Origin of the sequence: Shewanella nanhaiensis, assembly GCF_019457885.1 — a bacterium.
Lineage (GTDB): Bacteria > Pseudomonadota > Gammaproteobacteria > Enterobacterales > Shewanellaceae > Shewanella > Shewanella nanhaiensis.
This window is the reverse complement of record NZ_JAHZST010000036.1, coordinates 1-17765: the sequence shown is the minus strand read 5'-3', so window position 1 is coordinate 17765 and position 17765 is coordinate 1. Positions and strand designations below refer to the sequence as shown.

General features: G+C 44.5%; 17 protein-coding genes and 1 rRNA gene. 9 read left to right on the top strand and 9 right to left on the bottom strand.

What is annotated here, in order from left to right; genetic code table 11:
* Window positions 1-117: ribosomal RNA gene (locus tag K0625_RS24075) — 16S ribosomal RNA — on the bottom strand; the annotation flags it as partial.
* A gap of 786 nt (window positions 118-903) precedes the next feature.
* Between K0625_RS24075 and K0625_RS24070 the strand changes: the two genes are divergently transcribed.
* On the top strand, window positions 904-1446 hold the full coding sequence (locus K0625_RS24070) for a gamma carbonic anhydrase family protein (RefSeq protein WP_220111890.1): 543 nt from the start codon (window positions 904-906) through the stop codon (window positions 1444-1446).
* A gap of 19 nt (window positions 1447-1465) precedes the next feature.
* Here the strand turns inward: K0625_RS24070 and K0625_RS24065 are convergent, their stop codons facing one another.
* Both K0625_RS24065 and aroE read right to left on the bottom strand, forming a co-directional pair.
* Window positions 1466-1729: a DUF1488 family protein gene (locus K0625_RS24065; protein WP_220111889.1), complete on the bottom strand. Its 264-nt coding sequence runs from the start codon at window positions 1727-1729 to the stop codon at window positions 1466-1468.
* Complete coding sequence (gene aroE / locus K0625_RS24060; RefSeq protein WP_220111888.1) at window positions 1726-2547, bottom strand: shikimate dehydrogenase; 822 nt, start codon at window positions 2545-2547, stop codon at window positions 1726-1728. Before aroE ends, K0625_RS24065 begins: the two co-directional genes overlap by 4 nt.
* A gap of 408 nt (window positions 2548-2955) precedes the next feature.
* Here aroE and K0625_RS24055 point away from each other — a divergent pair, with 408 nt between their 5' ends.
* The gene (locus K0625_RS24055) at window positions 2956-3405 is read left to right on the top strand and encodes a group II truncated hemoglobin (protein WP_220111887.1); all 450 of its coding nucleotides are present in this window, start codon (window positions 2956-2958) and stop codon (window positions 3403-3405) included.
* A gap of 101 nt (window positions 3406-3506) precedes the next feature.
* On the opposite strand, the gene hemF is transcribed toward K0625_RS24055, so the two are convergent.
* From hemF to K0625_RS24040, 3 genes are all read right to left on the bottom strand, one after another.
* Window positions 3507-4427: an oxygen-dependent coproporphyrinogen oxidase gene (gene hemF, locus K0625_RS24050; protein ID WP_220111886.1), complete on the bottom strand. Its 921-nt coding sequence runs from the start codon at window positions 4425-4427 to the stop codon at window positions 3507-3509.
* A 27-nt stretch (window positions 4428-4454) separates the two neighbouring features.
* Complete coding sequence (gene tsaC / locus K0625_RS24045; RefSeq protein WP_220111891.1) at window positions 4455-5012, bottom strand: L-threonylcarbamoyladenylate synthase type 1 TsaC; 558 nt, start codon at window positions 5010-5012, stop codon at window positions 4455-4457.
* A gap of 74 nt (window positions 5013-5086) precedes the next feature.
* Complete coding sequence (locus K0625_RS24040; RefSeq protein ID WP_220111885.1) at window positions 5087-5650, bottom strand: DNA topoisomerase family protein; 564 nt, start codon at window positions 5648-5650, stop codon at window positions 5087-5089.
* A 111-nt stretch (window positions 5651-5761) separates the two neighbouring features.
* Between K0625_RS24040 and K0625_RS24035 the strand changes: the two genes are divergently transcribed.
* Together K0625_RS24035 and K0625_RS24030 are read left to right on the top strand one after the other, a co-directional pair.
* Window positions 5762-7519, top strand: coding sequence for a collagenase (locus K0625_RS24035; RefSeq protein WP_220111884.1), 1758 nt, complete (start codon window positions 5762-5764; stop codon window positions 7517-7519).
* Between the two features lie 161 nt (window positions 7520-7680).
* Entirely contained in the window at window positions 7681-8397 is a 717-nt protein-coding gene (locus tag K0625_RS24030) for an energy transducer TonB (protein ID WP_220111883.1), read from the top strand.
* 385 nt (window positions 8398-8782) lie between these two features.
* Here K0625_RS24030 and K0625_RS24025 read toward each other — a convergent pair whose 3' ends face one another.
* The 3 genes from K0625_RS24025 to K0625_RS24015 all read right to left on the bottom strand — a co-directional run bounded on the left by K0625_RS24025 (window position 8783) and on the right by K0625_RS24015 (window position 11492).
* Window positions 8783-9256, bottom strand: coding sequence for a DUF494 family protein (locus K0625_RS24025; RefSeq protein ID WP_012322691.1), 474 nt, complete (start codon window positions 9254-9256; stop codon window positions 8783-8785).
* 2 nt (window positions 9257-9258) lie between these two features.
* Window positions 9259-10254 (bottom strand): DNA-processing protein DprA, encoded by a 996-nt coding sequence (dprA, locus tag K0625_RS24020; protein ID WP_500142636.1) that lies wholly within the window; start codon window positions 10252-10254, stop codon window positions 9259-9261.
* Between the two features lie 128 nt (window positions 10255-10382).
* Entirely contained in the window at window positions 10383-11492 is a 1110-nt protein-coding gene (locus K0625_RS24015; protein ID WP_220111881.1) for a LysM peptidoglycan-binding domain-containing protein, read from the bottom strand.
* Window positions 11493-11674: 182 nt separating this feature from the next.
* Here K0625_RS24015 and def point away from each other — a divergent pair, with 182 nt between their 5' ends.
* The 5 genes from def to K0625_RS23990 are packed head-to-tail and all read left to right on the top strand — an operon-like array spanning window position 11675 to window position 17348.
* The gene (def, locus tag K0625_RS24010; protein ID WP_012322688.1) at window positions 11675-12184 is read left to right on the top strand and encodes a peptide deformylase; all 510 of its coding nucleotides are present in this window, start codon (window positions 11675-11677) and stop codon (window positions 12182-12184) included.
* A 7-nt stretch (window positions 12185-12191) separates the two neighbouring features.
* Complete coding sequence (fmt, locus tag K0625_RS24005; protein WP_220111880.1) at window positions 12192-13154, top strand: methionyl-tRNA formyltransferase; 963 nt, start codon at window positions 12192-12194, stop codon at window positions 13152-13154.
* A 1-nt stretch (window position 13155) separates the two neighbouring features.
* The gene (rsmB, locus tag K0625_RS24000) at window positions 13156-14433 is read left to right on the top strand and encodes a 16S rRNA (cytosine(967)-C(5))-methyltransferase RsmB (protein ID WP_220111879.1); all 1278 of its coding nucleotides are present in this window, start codon (window positions 13156-13158) and stop codon (window positions 14431-14433) included.
* A 9-nt stretch (window positions 14434-14442) separates the two neighbouring features.
* Complete coding sequence (gene trkA / locus K0625_RS23995; RefSeq protein WP_012322685.1) at window positions 14443-15852, top strand: Trk system potassium transporter TrkA; 1410 nt, start codon at window positions 14443-14445, stop codon at window positions 15850-15852.
* 53 nt (window positions 15853-15905) lie between these two features.
* Entirely contained in the window at window positions 15906-17348 is a 1443-nt protein-coding gene (locus K0625_RS23990) for a TrkH family potassium uptake protein (RefSeq protein WP_220111878.1), read from the top strand.
* The last annotated feature ends 417 nt before the right edge of the window (window positions 17349-17765 follow it).

Below are 17765 nucleotides of genomic sequence, written 5' to 3'. Positions count from 1 at the left end.
CACCCGTCCGCCGCTCGACAGCGAAAGTAGCAAGCTACTCTCCTGTTTCCGCTCGACTTGCATGTGTTAGGCCTGCCGCCAGCGTTCAATCTGAGCCATGATCAAACTCTTCAATTAAAGTTTTGTGCTCTCATTCGATTAAGAATGAAGAACGGCTCAATGAATTATACTGTTTTATGAATCTTGCGATTCATAGTTTACATATTGCTATGGTCACTCAGTGATTCATTGAGAAAATTTTTGATTGCTTACATCCCGAAGGACAAGAAAGCAATTTCGAATAACTCAAGACCTGTGAGTGTCCACACAGATTTCTTGTTTTGAATTGTTAAAGAGCATCACACTACTGTGTGGCCGTTGACGCTTGGTCGCTGGTTTCTTACTAACTTCCCAAGACATTCGCCTTGGCTAGGGAGGCGTATTCTACACCCTCCGTGGTTGGCGTCAAGCGCTTATTTGAAGAAGTTTTTCAAACGATGATTCTTTGTTCACTCTCGTGTCAACAACCATCTAATAAAGCTTCTAAAGCGTTTGTCACCTGAATCAAATCTCCGAGAAGTTTTGGTTCTCTAACACTGCTGCAAGTCCCGTGCTATCTACTCTTTCAACTCTTTATAAGCTTTAAGAATTAGCCTAGTTGGCCTGCTGTGCCGTGTCAGTGGATGCGCATTATAGGGATTACTCGCAACTGTGCAAGGGCTTTTATTAAGAAAATATCCATTCTCATACTGTTTGCTGATAAAACATCCTTTTCAATCATTTTTCATACACAAACCTAGTAAGGGAACAAACATTTCTGCCTAAATGTCCCTAAATTTGAAAGTTATGAGAAGCTTTGAACTAAACACATATCTATATGAACTGGTATCATAATGCTCAAATTACCATTTTAAGGACTCATTCATGTCTAGCTCACTCAGATCTTATAAGGGAGTTACTCCTACTCTTCATCAAGATGTTTATATCGATGAGGCTTGTGTGCTCGTAGGAGACATTGATCTTGATGACGATTCGAGTATTTGGCCTCTGGTTGCCGCGCGAGGTGATGTCAACCATATGAAGATAGGCAAACGAACCAATGTACAAGATGGCACAATTCTTCATGTCACCCGCAAGTCAGCCTCCAATCCCAATGGTCACCCACTTCTGATTGGCGATGATGTCACTGTTGGTCATAAGGCGATGCTACATGGTTGCACCCTTGGTAATCGTATTTTAATTGGAATGGGAGCCATCATATTAGATGGCGCGACAGTGGAAGATGATGTGATCTTAGGCGCAGGATCGCTCGTTCCACCAAATAAGGTGTTAAAGAGCGGGTTTCTCTACGTTGGCAGCCCAGCTAAACAGATCCGCCCCTTGACTGAAGCTGAACTCAAGTTCCTACCTGAGTCGGCAGAAAACTATGTCAGATTGAAAAACGAGTATTTACAAGAAAGCGTTTAAACACGCTAGCAAATAGCACCTATATAAGTACAACTCTACCTTGCTCATCAAACTCCTCTTGTTCGATGAGCATCTCAACTTCATCCTCAATATCGAAACGATAAGCATCAAATACGTTAAGCGCCTCTTGTTGAGTCTGAATCTCTCTCCCCTCAAGTTGAACTAAACGTGCAAGAGAGATCCTACATTCAATATTAACTCCTTGTACTTGAGCCGGAAAATGGATCTCCTGTAGCTCTTCGTTCCACTCCTGCAAATCCGGAAATAAAATACTCTGATTCATTCGCTCTCAATCTTCTCTCTTAACAGTTTAATTGTCGTATCGACCTCAGGTGTCACTCCTCGCCACAACTCAAAACTCTTTGCAGCTTGACCAACAAGCATACCTAAACCGTCTATTGCTTTGATGGCTCCTAGATCCAGAGCCCAACTATTAAATGAGGTCAACTCCTTGCTGTACATCATGTCGTAACAGAGGGTATCTGCACCAATCACACAACTTGGTATTGCAGGTATATCACCACTTAAACTTGAGGATGTGGAATTGATAATAATATCAAATGGCCCAATAAGTTCTGCAATAGATAGAGCTTTAACATCACCAAAAGGAGTAAAGATCTCTACTAACTTCTCTGCTTTCTCCTGGGTTCTGTTATGTATACAGACCTTTAACCCCGCTTTTAATAGAGGAAGTACCGAGCCTCTTGCCGCACCACCAGCGCCAAGAAGTAACACTCGCTTCCCCTCTAGACTTGAGATATTCCTTATCAGATCGGCAACCAAACCTAGACCATCTGTGTTATCTCCACGCACTTTACCATTAGTGAGAAGGGTTAACGTATTGACGGAGCCAGCTAACTTGGCCTCTTCACTCAGTTCATCACAGAGATTAAAAGCTTGCTCTTTGAAGGGGACGGTAACGTTTGCGCCTTTGCCGTTTTCAAACCAGAACAGTTTCAAACAGCTCTCGAAGTCATCTTTGGGCGCGAGTATCGCCTCATACTCCAACACTTGTTGAGTTTCATTGGCAAAAATCCCATGGATCAGAGGCGATTTACTGTGGGATATAGGATTTCCAAAAACGGCATATCTATCGGTCATGACTCTTCTCTGTCTCTAACGGGCATACAAAGGAGCTATCATTCTACCCAGACTGACTCTCGGGGCAATGACTAACTCTTCATATTACTCTCCTATTTTGAACAGATGTATACCCAAACTACCTGGGAATGCTCGTTTCAGAGGCGTTGTGCGAGATCAATTCTAGACGCATTGGCATAGAAATGGTGACTCCCTTTTAAGCCAATGCAACAACGAAGTGGGCTTGCACAAAGCCTTCGTTGATGGGTTTTAATGCGCTTTATTCTGCGTTATTGATTTTGCCAAGGGAACAACCATTAACTACAAACAATGCCTTGCCTAAAGAGCATTAAATTCCCACTGAATCCTGCATTTCCAAGTAGCTTGGGTATAATCACGGCAAACTTAAGCTCTTATCAAAAAGTCATTATGAATTGGATTAAGAAAATCTTTCAAAATAGCCCCAGATCACCTCAGAGCGAGGATAGTGCCAGAGATCCACAACAATCTAATGCTTATGATCTGATTGGCGGCGAACCTGTAATACGCGCCTTAGCACACCAGTTTTATCTGCAGATGCAGCAACAAGGTCGAGCCATTGAACTGCTTTCTATCCATACAGCACCAATAACAGAGTCTGAGCAGAAGCTATTTGAATTTCTTAGCGGCTGGTTAGGCGGGCCAGGATTGTTCGAAAAAAAATACGGTCATCCAGCATTAAGGGCACGTCATATGCCGTTTGAAATAGATGAAGAGATGCGAGACCAGTGGTTATTTTGCATGAAGCAGGCCATTGAGATAGAGATTAGTCATCCTGAACATCAAGCCGCAATCTACCAAGCAATCAGCACTCTCGCTGACCATATGCGTAACCAATAATCATAAAATATGGCTATTTGATTAGTAATCTCACACAAAGATAGGTCATAGACAGTAGAATTGAGGTAGGGCTTCTATGTCTATGACAAAATCTGCTATAGCTATTTATTCAACGACAACCAATCTTTTGGAGTCAGATAGTCAGAATAGAGTAATGATTCTGCTGAGTTCTCTTCCGGTGTGTACATATACTCCCAACGGACTAAAGGTGGCATCGACATTAGAATCGACTCAGTACGCCCGCCAGTCTGTAACCCAAATAGAGTGCCCCTGTCGTACACCAGATTAAACTCAACATAACGACCACGACGGTAGAGCTGGAATTCACGCTCCCTCTCCCCATATTGTGTCTCTTTGCGGCGCAGAACAATAGGCGCATACGCGGTTAAGAAGCCATTACCTACAGCTTGCATAAAGTCGAAGCTAGTGTCGAAGCCTTCGGCATTGAGATCATCAAAGAATAACCCACCCACACCGCGAGTCTCATCCCTATGAGGTAGGTAGAAGTAGTCATCACACCACTTCTTATATTTAGGGTATACCTCTTCGCCAAAAGGAAGACAAAGATCATAAGCATTTTGATGCCACTCAATCACATCCTCTTTAAATGGATAGTAAGGCGTTAAATCGAAACCACCACCAAACCACCACACAGGATCAGCTCCCTCTTTTTTCGCAATAAAAAAGCGGACGTTAGCATGAGTAGTTGGAATATAGGGATTATTTGGATGGATAACGAGTGAGACGCCCATGGCCTCAAAACTACGCCCTGCGAGCTCGGGACGATGAGCAGTTGCAGAAGCGGGCATAGCCGCACCAGTAACGTGAGAGAAGTTAACACCAGCCTGTTCAAACACTTTACCTTGAGTTAATACCCGACTAGTTCCACCACCACCCTCTTCTCGCTTCCACGAGTCAGCTTTGAACTTGGCTTCACCATCAAGCTGCTCCAATCCATCACAGATCCGCTGTTGAAGATCGAGCAAAAACGCTTTAACTACATTTACGTCTGGTACAGACATGCTATTTCCCTTTTTAATTATTATTTACTAACGTAATATCTTGCCGCTGATGGCATCTATGATAGTAGAAGGCTTTCTTTGTTCCCCTAAGCTACCTGCCACTATAGCGTCTATCTCCCCTTCAAACTTGGCAAGGATCTCTTCATGACTCATTGCAGGATCTTCACCTGAATGGTTGGCACTGGTAGAGACTAATGGTTTCCCAAGCTGCTTACATATCGCTTGAATTGTCGGGTGGGCTGAAACTCTTACAGCAAGTGAATTAAAACTGCCACACAACAAATTAGAGATGCCAGGTTTAATCGGCACAATAAAGGTGAACGGGCCGGGCCATTTACTGAACACCCTCTCACGCTGTTCTTCGGTCAGTTGCGAATCATCGATATAGGGAAGCAGTTGCTGATAATCGCTCGCAACCAATATCAACCCCTTCTCCCAAGGCCGCTTTTTTATTGCCAACAACTTAGTGATAGCAGCATCATTATCGGGATCGCAACCTAAGCCATAAACCGCCTCTGTCGGGTACGCAACCACCCCACCACTCTCTATCACCTGTTTAACTTCAGCAGGAGCCTGCTCTAACATATTAAAACCTTCAATAATCAATAAACGACTCTTCATGGACGATGCCAAAGAGCGAATTACGGGTTACTACAAATCTATATGGGTCGCTTGTACTTACACTGTTTTTGCGGACACTCAAGGCGTCCACCAGCAGCACCTTTACGTTCAACTAAAATACCAAAGCCGCATTCAGGACAAGCTTCATTGACGGGGTGATAATTGACAAGAAATTTACACTTAGGGTAACCGCTACAGGCATAAAATGTTTTACCGAAACGGCTTGTTCTATGCTCTACATGACCCTTCTTGCATAGTGGGCAGGGGATCTCGCTACCCGCCTCCTCTTGATCATGCTTCTCAATATGTCTGCATTCAGGGTAGTGAGTACAACCGATAAAGATACCAAATCGACCAGATTTAACAGCTAGTTCATTACCGCATTCAGGGCATGATGAGCCCTCAATCACTTGAGTCTCTATCGACTCATGCTGAACAAGCGGTCTGGTGTAATCACAATTGGGATAGTTATTACAGCCAATAAAACCACCATGTTTGCTATTTTTCACAGAGAGCTCACTGCCGCACTTAGGACAGAGCTCGTACTCTTTCTCTAAAGCGTGTTCATGGGAGCTAAATAGCTGTTGATCGATCTTAGACATGCTTATCTCACTTACCTTATATGCTCATATTTTATCAAGCTATGGCGGTAATACCACTAGTTATATCGACAAAAGATCGGTATATTGTATCCAAAAACATTAAGGATTATTATGTTTCGCCAATCTGTTATTGCTCTTGCGCTTATCTCACTCTCTGGCTGCAGCTCAACTGCGAAGATTAGTTTAGATAACACACAGATAAACAAGATCATGGAGGCTCAAGAGCAATCTCTATTTAAAGCAGATAGCTCACTGTTAACTAAAGATATATTTATACAGGTAAGTTTAGCATTAGCGAGTGTTAACGATGAGCAGCAAGCAGATAAGCTCCTCTATTACCTCCGTGCTTTTAGCTATTTTGGCCCTATAGAGCTCCTCGACAGTTCCAACATTGAAACCCTTACTCTTGGCCTATCTGAACTCACAAATACACAGTTTTTTTCTCGTTCCCCTCGCCTACAGGAGCATTTTGCTGTGACGATTTATCGCTACTACAGTGATAATAACAACGCGCAGCAACTCGCAAAGCTTCTGCCCACGCTTGAGACCCAACTGATCTCACTGGGTAAAAGCAAAGCTAGCTTAGCTAATGACTACGGACTTTGGGAAACACTCAGGGCCTATGGAATGTTATTTAACAGTGCAAGAAAGGATGCAGACGGAGAGTTAAATCAACAAATTGTGGCATTAGATCTGGCTAAACCATTATTAAACTTCGCCTCTTCAAATGCCAGCATCAGAGATGGTAGCGACTGGCCAAAGGCAAATGCATACTGGGCACTTGGCCTCTATCGCCTAGCCCTACCAGCTAGCGACACGGATAAACCCACATTAGCAGAAGATAGAGTAGATAAAGCAGTTGCTGATATCGCCAAAGCAGATATCTCAATAAGAGGGGATGATGCCAAAGACACATACACCTTAGGATTTCATGTTAATGCCTTTGCAGGAAAAGAGCGCTGTGAACAGAGTAGCGATATCTGCCGCATCCCTGAACTAACCGACATTTTACCCATAAATCACCCCTGTTCCGACAGCTTGTTTATCTTAGCTCAAGATCTGGATCAAGAGGAGCTGGCAAGTAGCTGCACCAAGTTAACTTCACAAGAAGCCAACTTCCACCAGATACTTGAGACAGGGCATCAAGAAACACCAAATGACTTTAATACTGCGCTTAGAGTCGTTGCCTTTAAAAACTGGAGCCAATATAACGCTTATGGTCAGCTATTATTCGATATCAATACCGACAATGGCGGTATGTATATCGAAGGCACTCCCTCTAAACCCGGTAATCAAGCCACCTTCTTTGCCTATCGCCAGTTTTGGATCCAACCAGAGTTTGCAATTTGGAACTTAAATCATGAATACGTTCATTACTTAGATGGCCACTTTGTAAAATATGGGGGCTTCGGTCACTTCCCATCTAAAATGGTGTGGTGGTCTGAAGGGTTAGCGGAATATATCTCTAAAGGTGATTCCAACCCAAACACACTAAAAGTCATCAAACGTGATATAGAAAAAGCGCCGACTCTTGAGGAGGTTTTTGCCACAGAATATGATGATGGCCAAGACAGGACCTATAAGTGGAGCTATATGGCGGTTCGCTTTCTCGCTGAGCACCACCACAGTGATTTTGTTCAGCTAAGTCAATTCCTGAAAACCGACTACTTTGAGGGCTATGAACAACTGCTGCAGTCACTCACTCAATATCAGCCAGAGTTCTCCAACTGGCTTAACACTCAAGTTAACCAATTTGATGATAACCAAGATAAGAATAAGGTTAAGATCAATAAACTAAACCGTTACAGCTATCGAGAGTATTTAAAGCCGAAGCATTTAGTTCAAGATGGACAGCATCTTCACTTCTAATATGATGCTTTATCAACGTGAAGGTAAAAGAAGACTTATTATCCTTTTTACATTAAGGTGGTTTTGCTGCTGATCAGCAAGTACTTTGACCATATACTATAACCACTTACATATGCCTATAAAGCCTAAACTTCTTTAATCTTATTTTCAGGGAATGATAAATGAAACCCAAAAGATTCATCACACTTCTTTTTGTCACAGCAGCTTTAACTGCCTGTAACTCAACGACTGTCAGCAATGTTAGAGCGAAGCCTCAACAAAACATCGCAAGTATTGCTATAACTTCAGACAGTAAGTACGAAAAAGGATCATTGAAGTACATCACAATAATAGATTCAATAAAGGATATACACAAACAAGACTATAAGGAGCAAAGTAATAAGCTAAAGCAAGGAACTTATAGAATAGACTTCAACTATAAAATAAGCACCAATAACATCAAAACAGAAAAAGGTTCTAGTTCTTTATCTTTTTTCGCCCAAAAAGGACGAAAGTACGCCATCAACCCCATCGCAACACCCACAGGTCAAATTGTTTGGAGTACCATAGACAATTTTGATAATGTCCAAATCAATGTAGCTCCCAGCATCAAACTAAAACCAACATTGAAACCTCTAGTCATGATAATGCCTGAGTACCCTATTGCTGCGATAAAGAAAGGAGTTACTAGTTATTGCAAGTTATCTTTTGACCTAAAAAACACCAAAACAGGCTCTAAACCAACAAATATCCAAGTTAAATCCTGTGCACACCAAGAAATTTTTTTAGCTGATAGTATCTCCAACTTGAAAAGATGGACATATTCACCGATAGAGAAAGTAATGAGAAGTAACAAACCAACCGAAGGGCTAGAAGCAACTTTCGAATATAACTTTTAGAGGAAGAAAAGTACCTATAAGTGTTGGAAACATATTCTCAGAAGAAAGAGTCGGCCAAAAACAAATCCCTTCTTACGCAATGACCAACATGGGTGTGTGGAGATGTGCTACAGATGTAGGGAACATCTTGCACTCTTGCGTTCAGGGATAACCTTTATAAGTAGAAAGCCCGTGTACAAAGCCAATTTATATCCATCCATGGTAAATTGGTATAAGTGTTCTGACCTCTAGGGATAGAGGAAATGCGAATAAATGTATGGAACATTTATCGCCAGACACAAATCCCTTCTTACGCAGTCCCTGCGTTCAGGGATAAGCACATCCATGTGCAAAAAAGGAGGCTTAGGCCTCCTTTCTTTAGCTTTATCACTATCACTGGGGCTCACTATGAATGAAGTCTGCCATCAGGTTGCTCGAAGATCAGATCTTCCATCTGCTCATAAGCTGACTCGTTACCAGGGGCATTAAATAACACCATAAGTACAACCCACTTGAGATCTTCGAGAATTAACGCGCTCTCATCTAACTCCATAATACGATCGATAACCATCTCTCGCGTCACAACATTTAGAACCTCAATCTGTTCAAGAAATAGAATGAAACCACGACATTCGACGTCGAGTTTATCCATCTCATCTTGAGTGTAGATCCTAAAGGAGTGTTGAGCATGGTTGCATAAGTAAGGTTTATCCCCTTCCTGCAACTCAGCTAAATTCTCAAGCCAAGACAAAGCCTTGATAATTTCGGACTGGTGAAAGCCAGCACGAGTTAGCTCTTGTGTTAACTCATCTTCATCCACCAGGAACTCAACTTCACTGTGAACATAGTTTTCAAACAGATACATGAGGATATCAAACATGGCTAGCTCCTCTTTATTCTTACATAACCACCGGGTACTACAGCGACCCAACCTTGCAACTCAAGTTCAAGCATTTGCTCTAATACTAACTCTATGGCCTTTCCACTATGCTCAACCACAACATCAATTGGTGTAGTCTCATATCCAACACTAGCTAACAGTGAGGCAAATGGCAAATCAGAAGCGTTCTCTTCCCCTATATGGTGACTGCTTTTCAATTCTTCAAGGTGAAAATCACATAAAGCTGATACTTCTTCTATTATATCGGCCACATTCTCAACAAGTTTGGCTCCATCTTTAATCAAATCATGGCAGCCTTGGTTATTTTCTGCCAAGACACTGCCGGGAATAGCAAAAACTTCTCTTCCCTGCTCTAGGGCCAATCTGGCGGTTATCAATGAACCACTTTTCCTGCAGGCTTCGACCACTAAGGTTCCTATAGATAGACCGCTGATAATTCTATTTCGTTTCGGAAAATTCCCCGAAAAGGGCTTAGTGCCAGGCCAGAATTCACTCACAATGGCACCATGAGCCTGAATATCCTCATAGATTTTTCGATGCCGCTTAGGGTAGATGACATCAACTCCAGTACCCAACACTGCCAGCGTTTTACCACCACTGTCGAGGCAACCCTGATGTGCTGAACCATCAACGCCTACGGCCATTCCACTACAAACTCCGAACCCTAGCTCACCCAACTCACTTCCAAAGCGGTAAGCAAGCTGTAAACCCGCTCTTGAAGCTGCACGACTGCCTACAATTGCCAGTGTTGGAGGAAAAAATGCATCCAGTTCACCTTTAATAAACAAGATGGGGGGAGGCGCAGATATCTGCTTTAAAAAACTAGGATAGTTTGGGTCATCGAAACAGATAATAGCATGGTTATCTGCAGACTCCTGCCACGCTAAGGCCGATTCGACTAAATTAAGATTAGGGGCAAGCTCACGCTCAAGTAGACTCTCCGGCAGAGGAAGCGCTGACTTTTCATGCGCTAACATCTGCCTAAGTTCCTCTACATCCATGTAGTTCAGTAGCTGTTGGATCCGAGCAGGTCCAAGCCCGGGTACTGCATTAACAACTAGCCAATCGACCAGTCTGTCGCTTATAGATAACCTCTCAGTTAACCTTAATCAGCAAAACTCTTTAGTAGGTTTATCGAATCTGGCTGGATCAACTTATCATCGACCCGAACAGTTTTCTTATTCGCCATGATAAGGCCAAGGCTAGTCTTATCGAAAACTTTAAACACCATCAATCGACCACGGAATATATCAGGCATCTTAATGGCATTATCGGAGGAAACACCACTTAACAGATCTTCATAACTACTTCTTTCTGTAGGCAGTACAGGCTGTCCATCACCATTTATCACCACATCGATACCATCTCGATAGATAGAGAAAACATCACCAGGTTCAACTCCATCCTCTATCCCTTTATCAAGATAGACCACATCCAGCTTACCCATCTCTCTCAGGTGCTTCTCAGAAGCGAGTATTGAGCCAGGCTCTGTCACTGTTGCAGCCTTAGGCATAAAGTAAGCGGAGAGCAGTGAATCACTCTCGATAGGTAAAATACGGTATCCCGCTTTAGTTTCACGAAAGTTGCTCAGTAACTTAATCTTAGAGATAGGACCAGACTCAACCACACGTCCACTGGCGGTTAAAACCACCTCTTGTCCAAGCACTTCACTCTCTTTACTGACAAACTCACGACCTTCGGAGTAAACACCAAACTTATCACCTAAGGTCAGAACTTGTTGTACATAAACAATATCGCCAACGATATGATGTTTCGATTCACTCTCTCCTCCGAGCACCATAGGCTGCTTATCGAACCAATCGCCATCGACAACACGATTTTGAATTAAATAGGGACCAATTAACGAAAGATCAATAGCTGGTATTGCATCCCCCTTCGCATGAATTCTGCCTTCTGGGCTCTTACGCTTATGCGGCTTGACGACTAACCTAGGTTCGCCATCAATGAAAACCAAAGTCAGCCGATCACCTGGATAGATGAGGTGAGGGTTAGCAATTTGAGGATTAACCCCCCATAACTTAGGCCAGCGCCAAGGGTCATTAAGAAAATGTTCAGAGATATCCCAGAGTGTGTCTCCCTTCACAACAACATAGGAATCTGGATGACCGGACTTCAATGTGAGGGTATCTGCGAATATAGAGCAACTAAATGTCATTAAAGCGAATAAAATTAGTCGTTTCATGGGGTTTTCCATGCTGATAGCTCTTTAATATCTAAAGCAGAACCGAGTACGATATATAAAGCACTTTGAACTAGTTTACGTATATATAGAGCTTTTGCTGTTATTGAATGCCACTAAGGATTAAAATTGAAGCATTAGCTAGAGTCAGTATAACCAACTGATAAAGATTTGACAGACTTGTTAAGAGTTTATGTATGAGTTTATTAAAAGTTTTACGTTTTCCAGATGAGAAATTACGCACGATTGCCAAGCCAGTAACTGAGTTTAATGCTGACTTACAAACGCAGATCGATAACATGTTTGAAACCATGTACGAAGAGAAAGGCATCGGGCTGGCAGCCACACAAGTGGATTACCATCACCAGCTGATCGTCATGGATCTTCAAGATGAAGTGGAAAGACCAAAAGTCTTCATTAATTTGGAGATAGTTGCTAGCAGCGGTCACTTCGAAAATGAGGAGGGCTGCCTCTCCGTTCCAGGCATCTTCGCCAATGTTGAGCGCGCCGAGCATGTCACCATCAAAGCACTAGATCGCGAAGGTAATGAGTTTACCTTAGAGGCAGATGGTCTATTTGGGATCTGCTTACAGCACGAATTAGATCACCTTAAAGGTAAATTGTTTGTCGATTACCTATCGCCACTAAAGCGTCAACGAATCAAGCAGAAGCTTGAGAAAGCCGCCCGCCAAGAAAAGAAAGGATAGAGAGCTCTTGAAACCATTAAACGTTATTTTTGCTGGTACACCAGATTTTGCAGCTCGCCACCTTCAAGCTCTTATCAACTCTGAACATAATGTTATCGCCGTCTACTCCAGAGCAGATAAGCCTGCTGGACGCGGTAAAAAGTTACAGGCCAGCCCAGTGAAAATGTTGGCGCTGGAAAATGAGATCCCGGTATACCAGCCGATCTCCCTAAGGGATGAGCAAGCGCAAGTGGAACTGGCCAGTTTAAATGCCGACATCATGGTTGTTGTAGCTTATGGGTTGATCTTACCTAAAGTGGTGCTTGATACACCAAAACTTGGCTGTATTAATGTGCACGGCTCAATCTTACCACGCTGGCGCGGCGCGGCCCCTATCCAACGAGCGCTTTGGTCTGGTGACACAGAAACCGGCGTTACCATAATGCAGATGGATATCGGCTTAGATACTGGTGATATGCTGTTAAAGACTCAGTTGCCAATCGAAGATAGCGATACTTCAGCCAGCCTATATGAAAAACTAGCCGAACAGGGACCTGAAGCACTGGTCGAAGCCTTGGCGGGACTCGCCAAAGGTGAGCTCACAGCTGAAAAGCAGGATGAAGCTCTAGCAAACTATGCCGAGAAGCTAAGTAAAGAGGAAGCGGAGCTGGATTGGAACAAATCTGCAGCTCAACTTTGGCGTGAGATCAGAGCCTTTAACCCTTGGCCTATTAGCCACTTTTCTCACCAAGATGCCAGCATCAAGGTAAGAGAAGCCCACGTCAGCCAATCTAAGTCACAAGCTCCAGCAGGCACGATTATCTCCGCAGGCAAAGAGGGCATAGAGATTGCCACTGGTGACGGTGTACTGACCTTGCTTAATATGCAGTTACCGGGTAAAAAACCACTGAGTGTTGCTGATATTCTTAACTCCCGTAGCGAGTGGTTTACCCCTGGCACAGTTTTAAACAGCACAAAAGAGGCTGAGTAATATGAATTTGCGTGCGCTAGCGGCCAAGGTCGTTTTTCAGGTATTGGAGAAAGGGATCTCCCTCTCTGTTGCCCTGCCTGAACAGCAGAAACATTGCGAAAGCGGCAAAGATAAAGCCCTATTAGCTGAGCTAAGTTACGGGGTGATGCGTCAACTGCCACAACTCGACAAACTGGTCAGCGATTGCATGGCTAAACCACTTAAAGGAAAGCAGAGGATTTTGCATCAACTGCTTCTGGTTGGCTGCTATCAACTCTACTTTACCCGAATTCCAAGCCATGCAGCGATCTCAGAAACTGCGGAAGCGTGTCGCCAGCTTAAGTTCGATGGCCTAGTAAAAGTGATCAACGCAGTGCTGCGTAATATTCAGCGTCAAGAGAAGCCACTGCCGACTGACAACGATACGCTGACCTACAATACTCCAGCTTGGATTATAAAAAGCCTCAAACAGGCTTACCCAGACAGTTGGCAAACCGTCATTGAAAACAGTCATCAGCGTCCACCAATGTGGTTACGCAACAATGTTCGCTCTCAAACTCGCGATGAATATCTAGCACTGCTAGCAGAGGCTGAGATATCAGCTTCGGCGGGCCAAAGTAGCGATGCTATCCTACTTGAGAGCCCTAAAGACGTGATGCAACTGCCAGGTTTTGAACAAGGTGCGGCCTCAGTTCAGGACGGCGCAGCGCAATGGGCAGCCACCCTATTGGCCCCTGCCGATGGCGAGTTAATTCTCGATGCTTGTGCGGCTCCTGGCGGTAAAACCTGTCACCTACTTGAGCGCGCTGACACTGAGTTAGTGGCGGTGGACTTCGATGCTAACCGACTCGAGCGGGTACAGCAAAATTTGGACCGCCTTTCACTAAACGCTAAGCTAGTTCATGGCGATGCAGCCGATATCGATTCATGGTGGCAAGGTGATAAATTTGACCGTATTCTGCTCGATGCTCCCTGCTCAGCAACAGGTGTCATTCGTCGCCATCCAGATATCAAATGGTTAAGAAAACAGGCCGATATTGAAGAGTTAGCCCAGCTTCAAAGCAAGATATTGGATCATTGCTGGAAGTGGCTTAAACCTGGTGGCACACTGCTATACGCAACCTGCTCGATTCTTCCACAAGAGAATGCACAGCAGATTAGTGCTTTCCTTGAAAGAACGCATGATGCTACGCTCATTGCTATCTCGCAGCAGCCAACCCCTGACGACATAGGCTGGCAGATCACTCCGGGCACGGAGAATATGGACGGATTCTATTACGCACGCCTAGTAAAGGGATAAAGCAAGGCCATGAAGATTATCATTTTAGGTGCTGGCCAAGTCGGTGGCACCTTAGCTGAAAACTTAGTTGGTGAAAATAACGACATCACCATAGTCGATAACGACAGACGAAGATTACGCTCACTGCAGGATAAGTATGATCTGCGGGTGGTATTCGGACATGGCGCTCACCCCAACACCTTAAAAGATGCTGGGGCTGAAGATGCCGATATGTTGATCGCAGTCACCAACAGCGATGAGTGCAATATGGCAGCCTGTCAGATCGCCTACTCGCTATTTGGTACGCCGACTAAAATCGCACGGATCCGTTCTGAGCAGTATTTAGCCCTTCGCGATAAGCTATTTATTAATAGCGAAACCAAGAAAAATGATAACAGCCCCCGTGGTGGTTTTATTATCGATGAGTTGATCGCACCCGAACAGCTTGTCACCTCCTATATCCGCCGCCTGGTTGAGTACCCAGGTGCACTGCAAGTGCTAGAGTTTGCCGAAGGCCGCCTAAGCTTAGTGGCAGTTCGTGCCTATTATGGTGGTCCTTTAGTGGGGAATGCTCTCGCCGCATTGCGAGAACATATGCCCAATATTGATACCCGGGTAGCGGCAATCTTCAGACAAGGCCGCTCAATTATGCCGAGGGGCACCACCATTATCGAAGCCGATGATGAAGTTTTCTTTGTCGCCGATAGCCGTCACGTGCGCGCGGTAATGAGTGAGATGCAGAAGCTAGATAACACCTACCGCAATATCATGATTGCCGGTGGCGGTAACATAGGTTTGGGCTTAGCTAAGCAGTTGCAACGTAATCACTCGGTCAAGCTTATTGAACATAAGCAGGAGCGCGCAGAAGAGCTATCTGAAAAGCTCGAAAACACGACAGTCTTCTGTGGTGACGCTTCGGATCAAGAGCTACTCATAGAGGAGCATATCGATCAAACCGATGTCTTTATCGCAGTTACCAACGACGATGAAGCCAACATCATGGCAGCGTTACTGGCAAAACGCATGGGTGCTAAGAAAGTCATGGTACTTATTCAGCGTGAAGCCTATGTGGATATCGTTCAGGAAGCCAATATCGATATCGCTATCTCACCACAACAAGCCACTATCTCTGCACTACTGACCCATATCAGACAGGGTGATATCTGTAATGTTTACTCCCTAAGGCGTGGTGCAGCCGAAGCCATTGAAGCGATCGCACACGGTGATGCTAAAACGTCTAAAGTGGTAGGTAAGAAGATTGGCGAAATAAAACTGCCGCCCAGCACGACTATCGGTGCCATCGTCCGTGACGATGAGGTGTTGATGGCCCACGATAACACCATTATTGAGCAGGGAGATCACGTTATTCTCTTCCTGGTGAATAAGAAGTTTGTTGGTGAAGTTGAGAAACTCTTCCAACCAAGTGCTTTCTTCTTCTAAGGTTTGCATCACAGCTAACCGCTAGTCATACGATTTCAAAGGATTTAAGCACTATGCTAAACCTTCGACCTCTGCTATTTATTTTAGGCATTTTTCTGTCAACACTGACAGTCTTTATGTTTATCCCACTTATCTTCGCCCTCTTCTATGGCGAAGAGACTGTGGGCGCATTTATGATCTCCTCCCTATTTACTGGAACCTGTGCCAGTGCCTGCATACATCAGGGACGAAGTAGAAACTTGCACCTCAATATTCGAGATATGTTTCTACTAACCAGCTTAACTTGGCTGATCGTCAGCTTCTTTGCCGCCATGCCCTTTACCTTGTATCACGGCATCAACTATACCGATGCATTTTTCGAGACCATGTCAGGGATCACCACCACAGGCTCAACGGTTCTATCTGGGTTAGATTCAATGGATCACAGTATTCTGATCTGGCGCTCTCTACTGCAGTGGATGGGGGGAATTGGCTTTATCGTGATGGCTGTGGCAGTACTGCCCTTCCTCAATGTCGGTGGTATGAGGCTGTTTAGGACCGAATCTTCAGATTGGAGCGATAAAGCGATCCCCAGAACTCAAGATATGGCGAAACACCTTTTCTATATCTACATCCTGCTCACTGTACTGTGTGGGATTGCCTATCATCTGTCGGGAATGAGCTGGTTCCAAGCCATTAATCACGCCATGACCACGCTCTCTACTGGCGGTTACTCCACCTCAGACAGCTCCATGGCGGCATTCTCAAATCAAGCTCACTGGGTTGGCGTGGTATTTATGGCAGCTGGCGGACTGCCGCTGTTAATGTTCGTCAACAGCATTCAGCAGCGCTCACTCTGGGTGTGGAATGATGCACAAGTTAAAGGTTTTATCCTGTTTATCTCAATGGTATCAATGAGCTTAGCCTTCTGGCTCTGGCTCGGTCATGAGATGAGTCCACTCGATGCCCTTAGACTCGCCAGTTTTAATGTGGTGTCAGTGGTTACCACCACAGGTTATGGTCTCACGGACTACACAGCCTGGGGCGCACTGGCCAATATCGCCTTCCTCTTCTTAATGTTTGCTGGCAGCTGCTCAGGCTCGACCTCAGGCGGGATTAAAATTTTCCGCTTCCAGATAGCCGGTGCCATCATGCGAGAGCAGTTAAAACAGCAGTTTCACCCCAGTGGTGTGTTTAAAGAACGCTACAATAACCGCATTATCAGCGACGATATTGTCCGCTCTCTGGTGACCTTTATCTTGTTGTTTGCGTTCGTCATCGTATTGCTGTCAATCATACTGGTATTAACTGGTCTGGATCCAATGACCAGCTTTACTGGTGCGATCACAGCTGTCACCAACGTAGGCCCAGGACTTGGGGACGTTATTGGCCCGGCAGGAAACTTCTCTACGCTACCAGATGTGGCCAAATGGGCACTCGCCATCGGTATGCTTTTGGGACGCTTAGAGATACTGACAGTAGCAGTGCTCTTCCATCCACAATTCTGGAAGTATTAGCGGAAATACTAATCCGGAGTATTTATTGATTTAACTTGTCTGATAACAAGTTTTAAGTCTCTTTGTGGTTGGTTCATTGGGATGGCTTAGTGTTTGACTAGCTTGCAGGGTACCATAGCTTCAAGGTTGTTTATTGCTTGCAGCATGCCTTATGTGTGGATACTTCTGCGGGACGCTGTGAAGCCATCCTTGGCCGCTCTGCGGTTTCATCCTTGAAACCGAAGCCCACAGCCACATTCACACCTGATTGTTTATCTCTTCGATTTAAGACCTAATGGCTAAACTCATTGTTGGACAGAATGTATGGTACGCCCCGTTATTGCAAATAATAAAGCAAGATAACAGGAGTTGGTTTGCGCTAATGTATTCAGAGTCTATTGAGACCTTCATTAGTCCCAGCTCTACGATGAGATCCGC

Bases quoted from the DNA above. Each gene is read 5' to 3' on its own strand.
- K0625_RS24070 (WP_220111890.1), top strand. From the start codon at position 904: ATGTCTAGCTCACTCAGATCTTATAAGGGAGTTACTCCTACTCTTCAT.
- K0625_RS24065 (WP_220111889.1), bottom strand. From the start codon at position 1,729: ATGAATCAGAGTATTTTATTTCCGGATTTGCAGGAGTGGAACGAAGAG.
- aroE (WP_220111888.1), bottom strand. From the start codon at position 2,547: ATGACCGATAGATATGCCGTTTTTGGAAATCCTATATCCCACAGTAAA.
- K0625_RS24055 (WP_220111887.1), top strand. From the start codon at position 2,956: ATGAATTGGATTAAGAAAATCTTTCAAAATAGCCCCAGATCACCTCAG.
- hemF (WP_220111886.1), bottom strand. From the start codon at position 4,427: ATGTCTGTACCAGACGTAAATGTAGTTAAAGCGTTTTTGCTCGATCTT.
- tsaC (WP_220111891.1), bottom strand. From the start codon at position 5,012: ATGTTAGAGCAGGCTCCTGCTGAAGTTAAACAGGTGATAGAGAGTGGT.
- K0625_RS24040 (WP_220111885.1), bottom strand. From the start codon at position 5,650: ATGTCTAAGATCGATCAACAGCTATTTAGCTCCCATGAACACGCTTTA.
- K0625_RS24035 (WP_220111884.1), top strand. From the start codon at position 5,762: ATGTTTCGCCAATCTGTTATTGCTCTTGCGCTTATCTCACTCTCTGGC.
- K0625_RS24030 (WP_220111883.1), top strand. From the start codon at position 7,681: ATGAAACCCAAAAGATTCATCACACTTCTTTTTGTCACAGCAGCTTTA.
- K0625_RS24025 (WP_012322691.1), bottom strand. From the start codon at position 9,256: ATGTTTGATATCCTCATGTATCTGTTTGAAAACTATGTTCACAGTGAA.
- dprA (WP_500142636.1), bottom strand. From the start codon at position 10,254: ATGTTAGCGCATGAAAAGTCAGCGCTTCCTCTGCCGGAGAGTCTACTT.
- K0625_RS24015 (WP_220111881.1), bottom strand. From the start codon at position 11,492: ATGGAAAACCCCATGAAACGACTAATTTTATTCGCTTTAATGACATTT.
- def (WP_012322688.1), top strand. From the start codon at position 11,675: ATGAGTTTATTAAAAGTTTTACGTTTTCCAGATGAGAAATTACGCACG.
- rsmB (WP_220111879.1), top strand. From the start codon at position 13,156: ATGAATTTGCGTGCGCTAGCGGCCAAGGTCGTTTTTCAGGTATTGGAG.
- trkA (WP_012322685.1), top strand. From the start codon at position 14,443: ATGAAGATTATCATTTTAGGTGCTGGCCAAGTCGGTGGCACCTTAGCT.
- K0625_RS23990 (WP_220111878.1), top strand. From the start codon at position 15,906: ATGCTAAACCTTCGACCTCTGCTATTTATTTTAGGCATTTTTCTGTCA.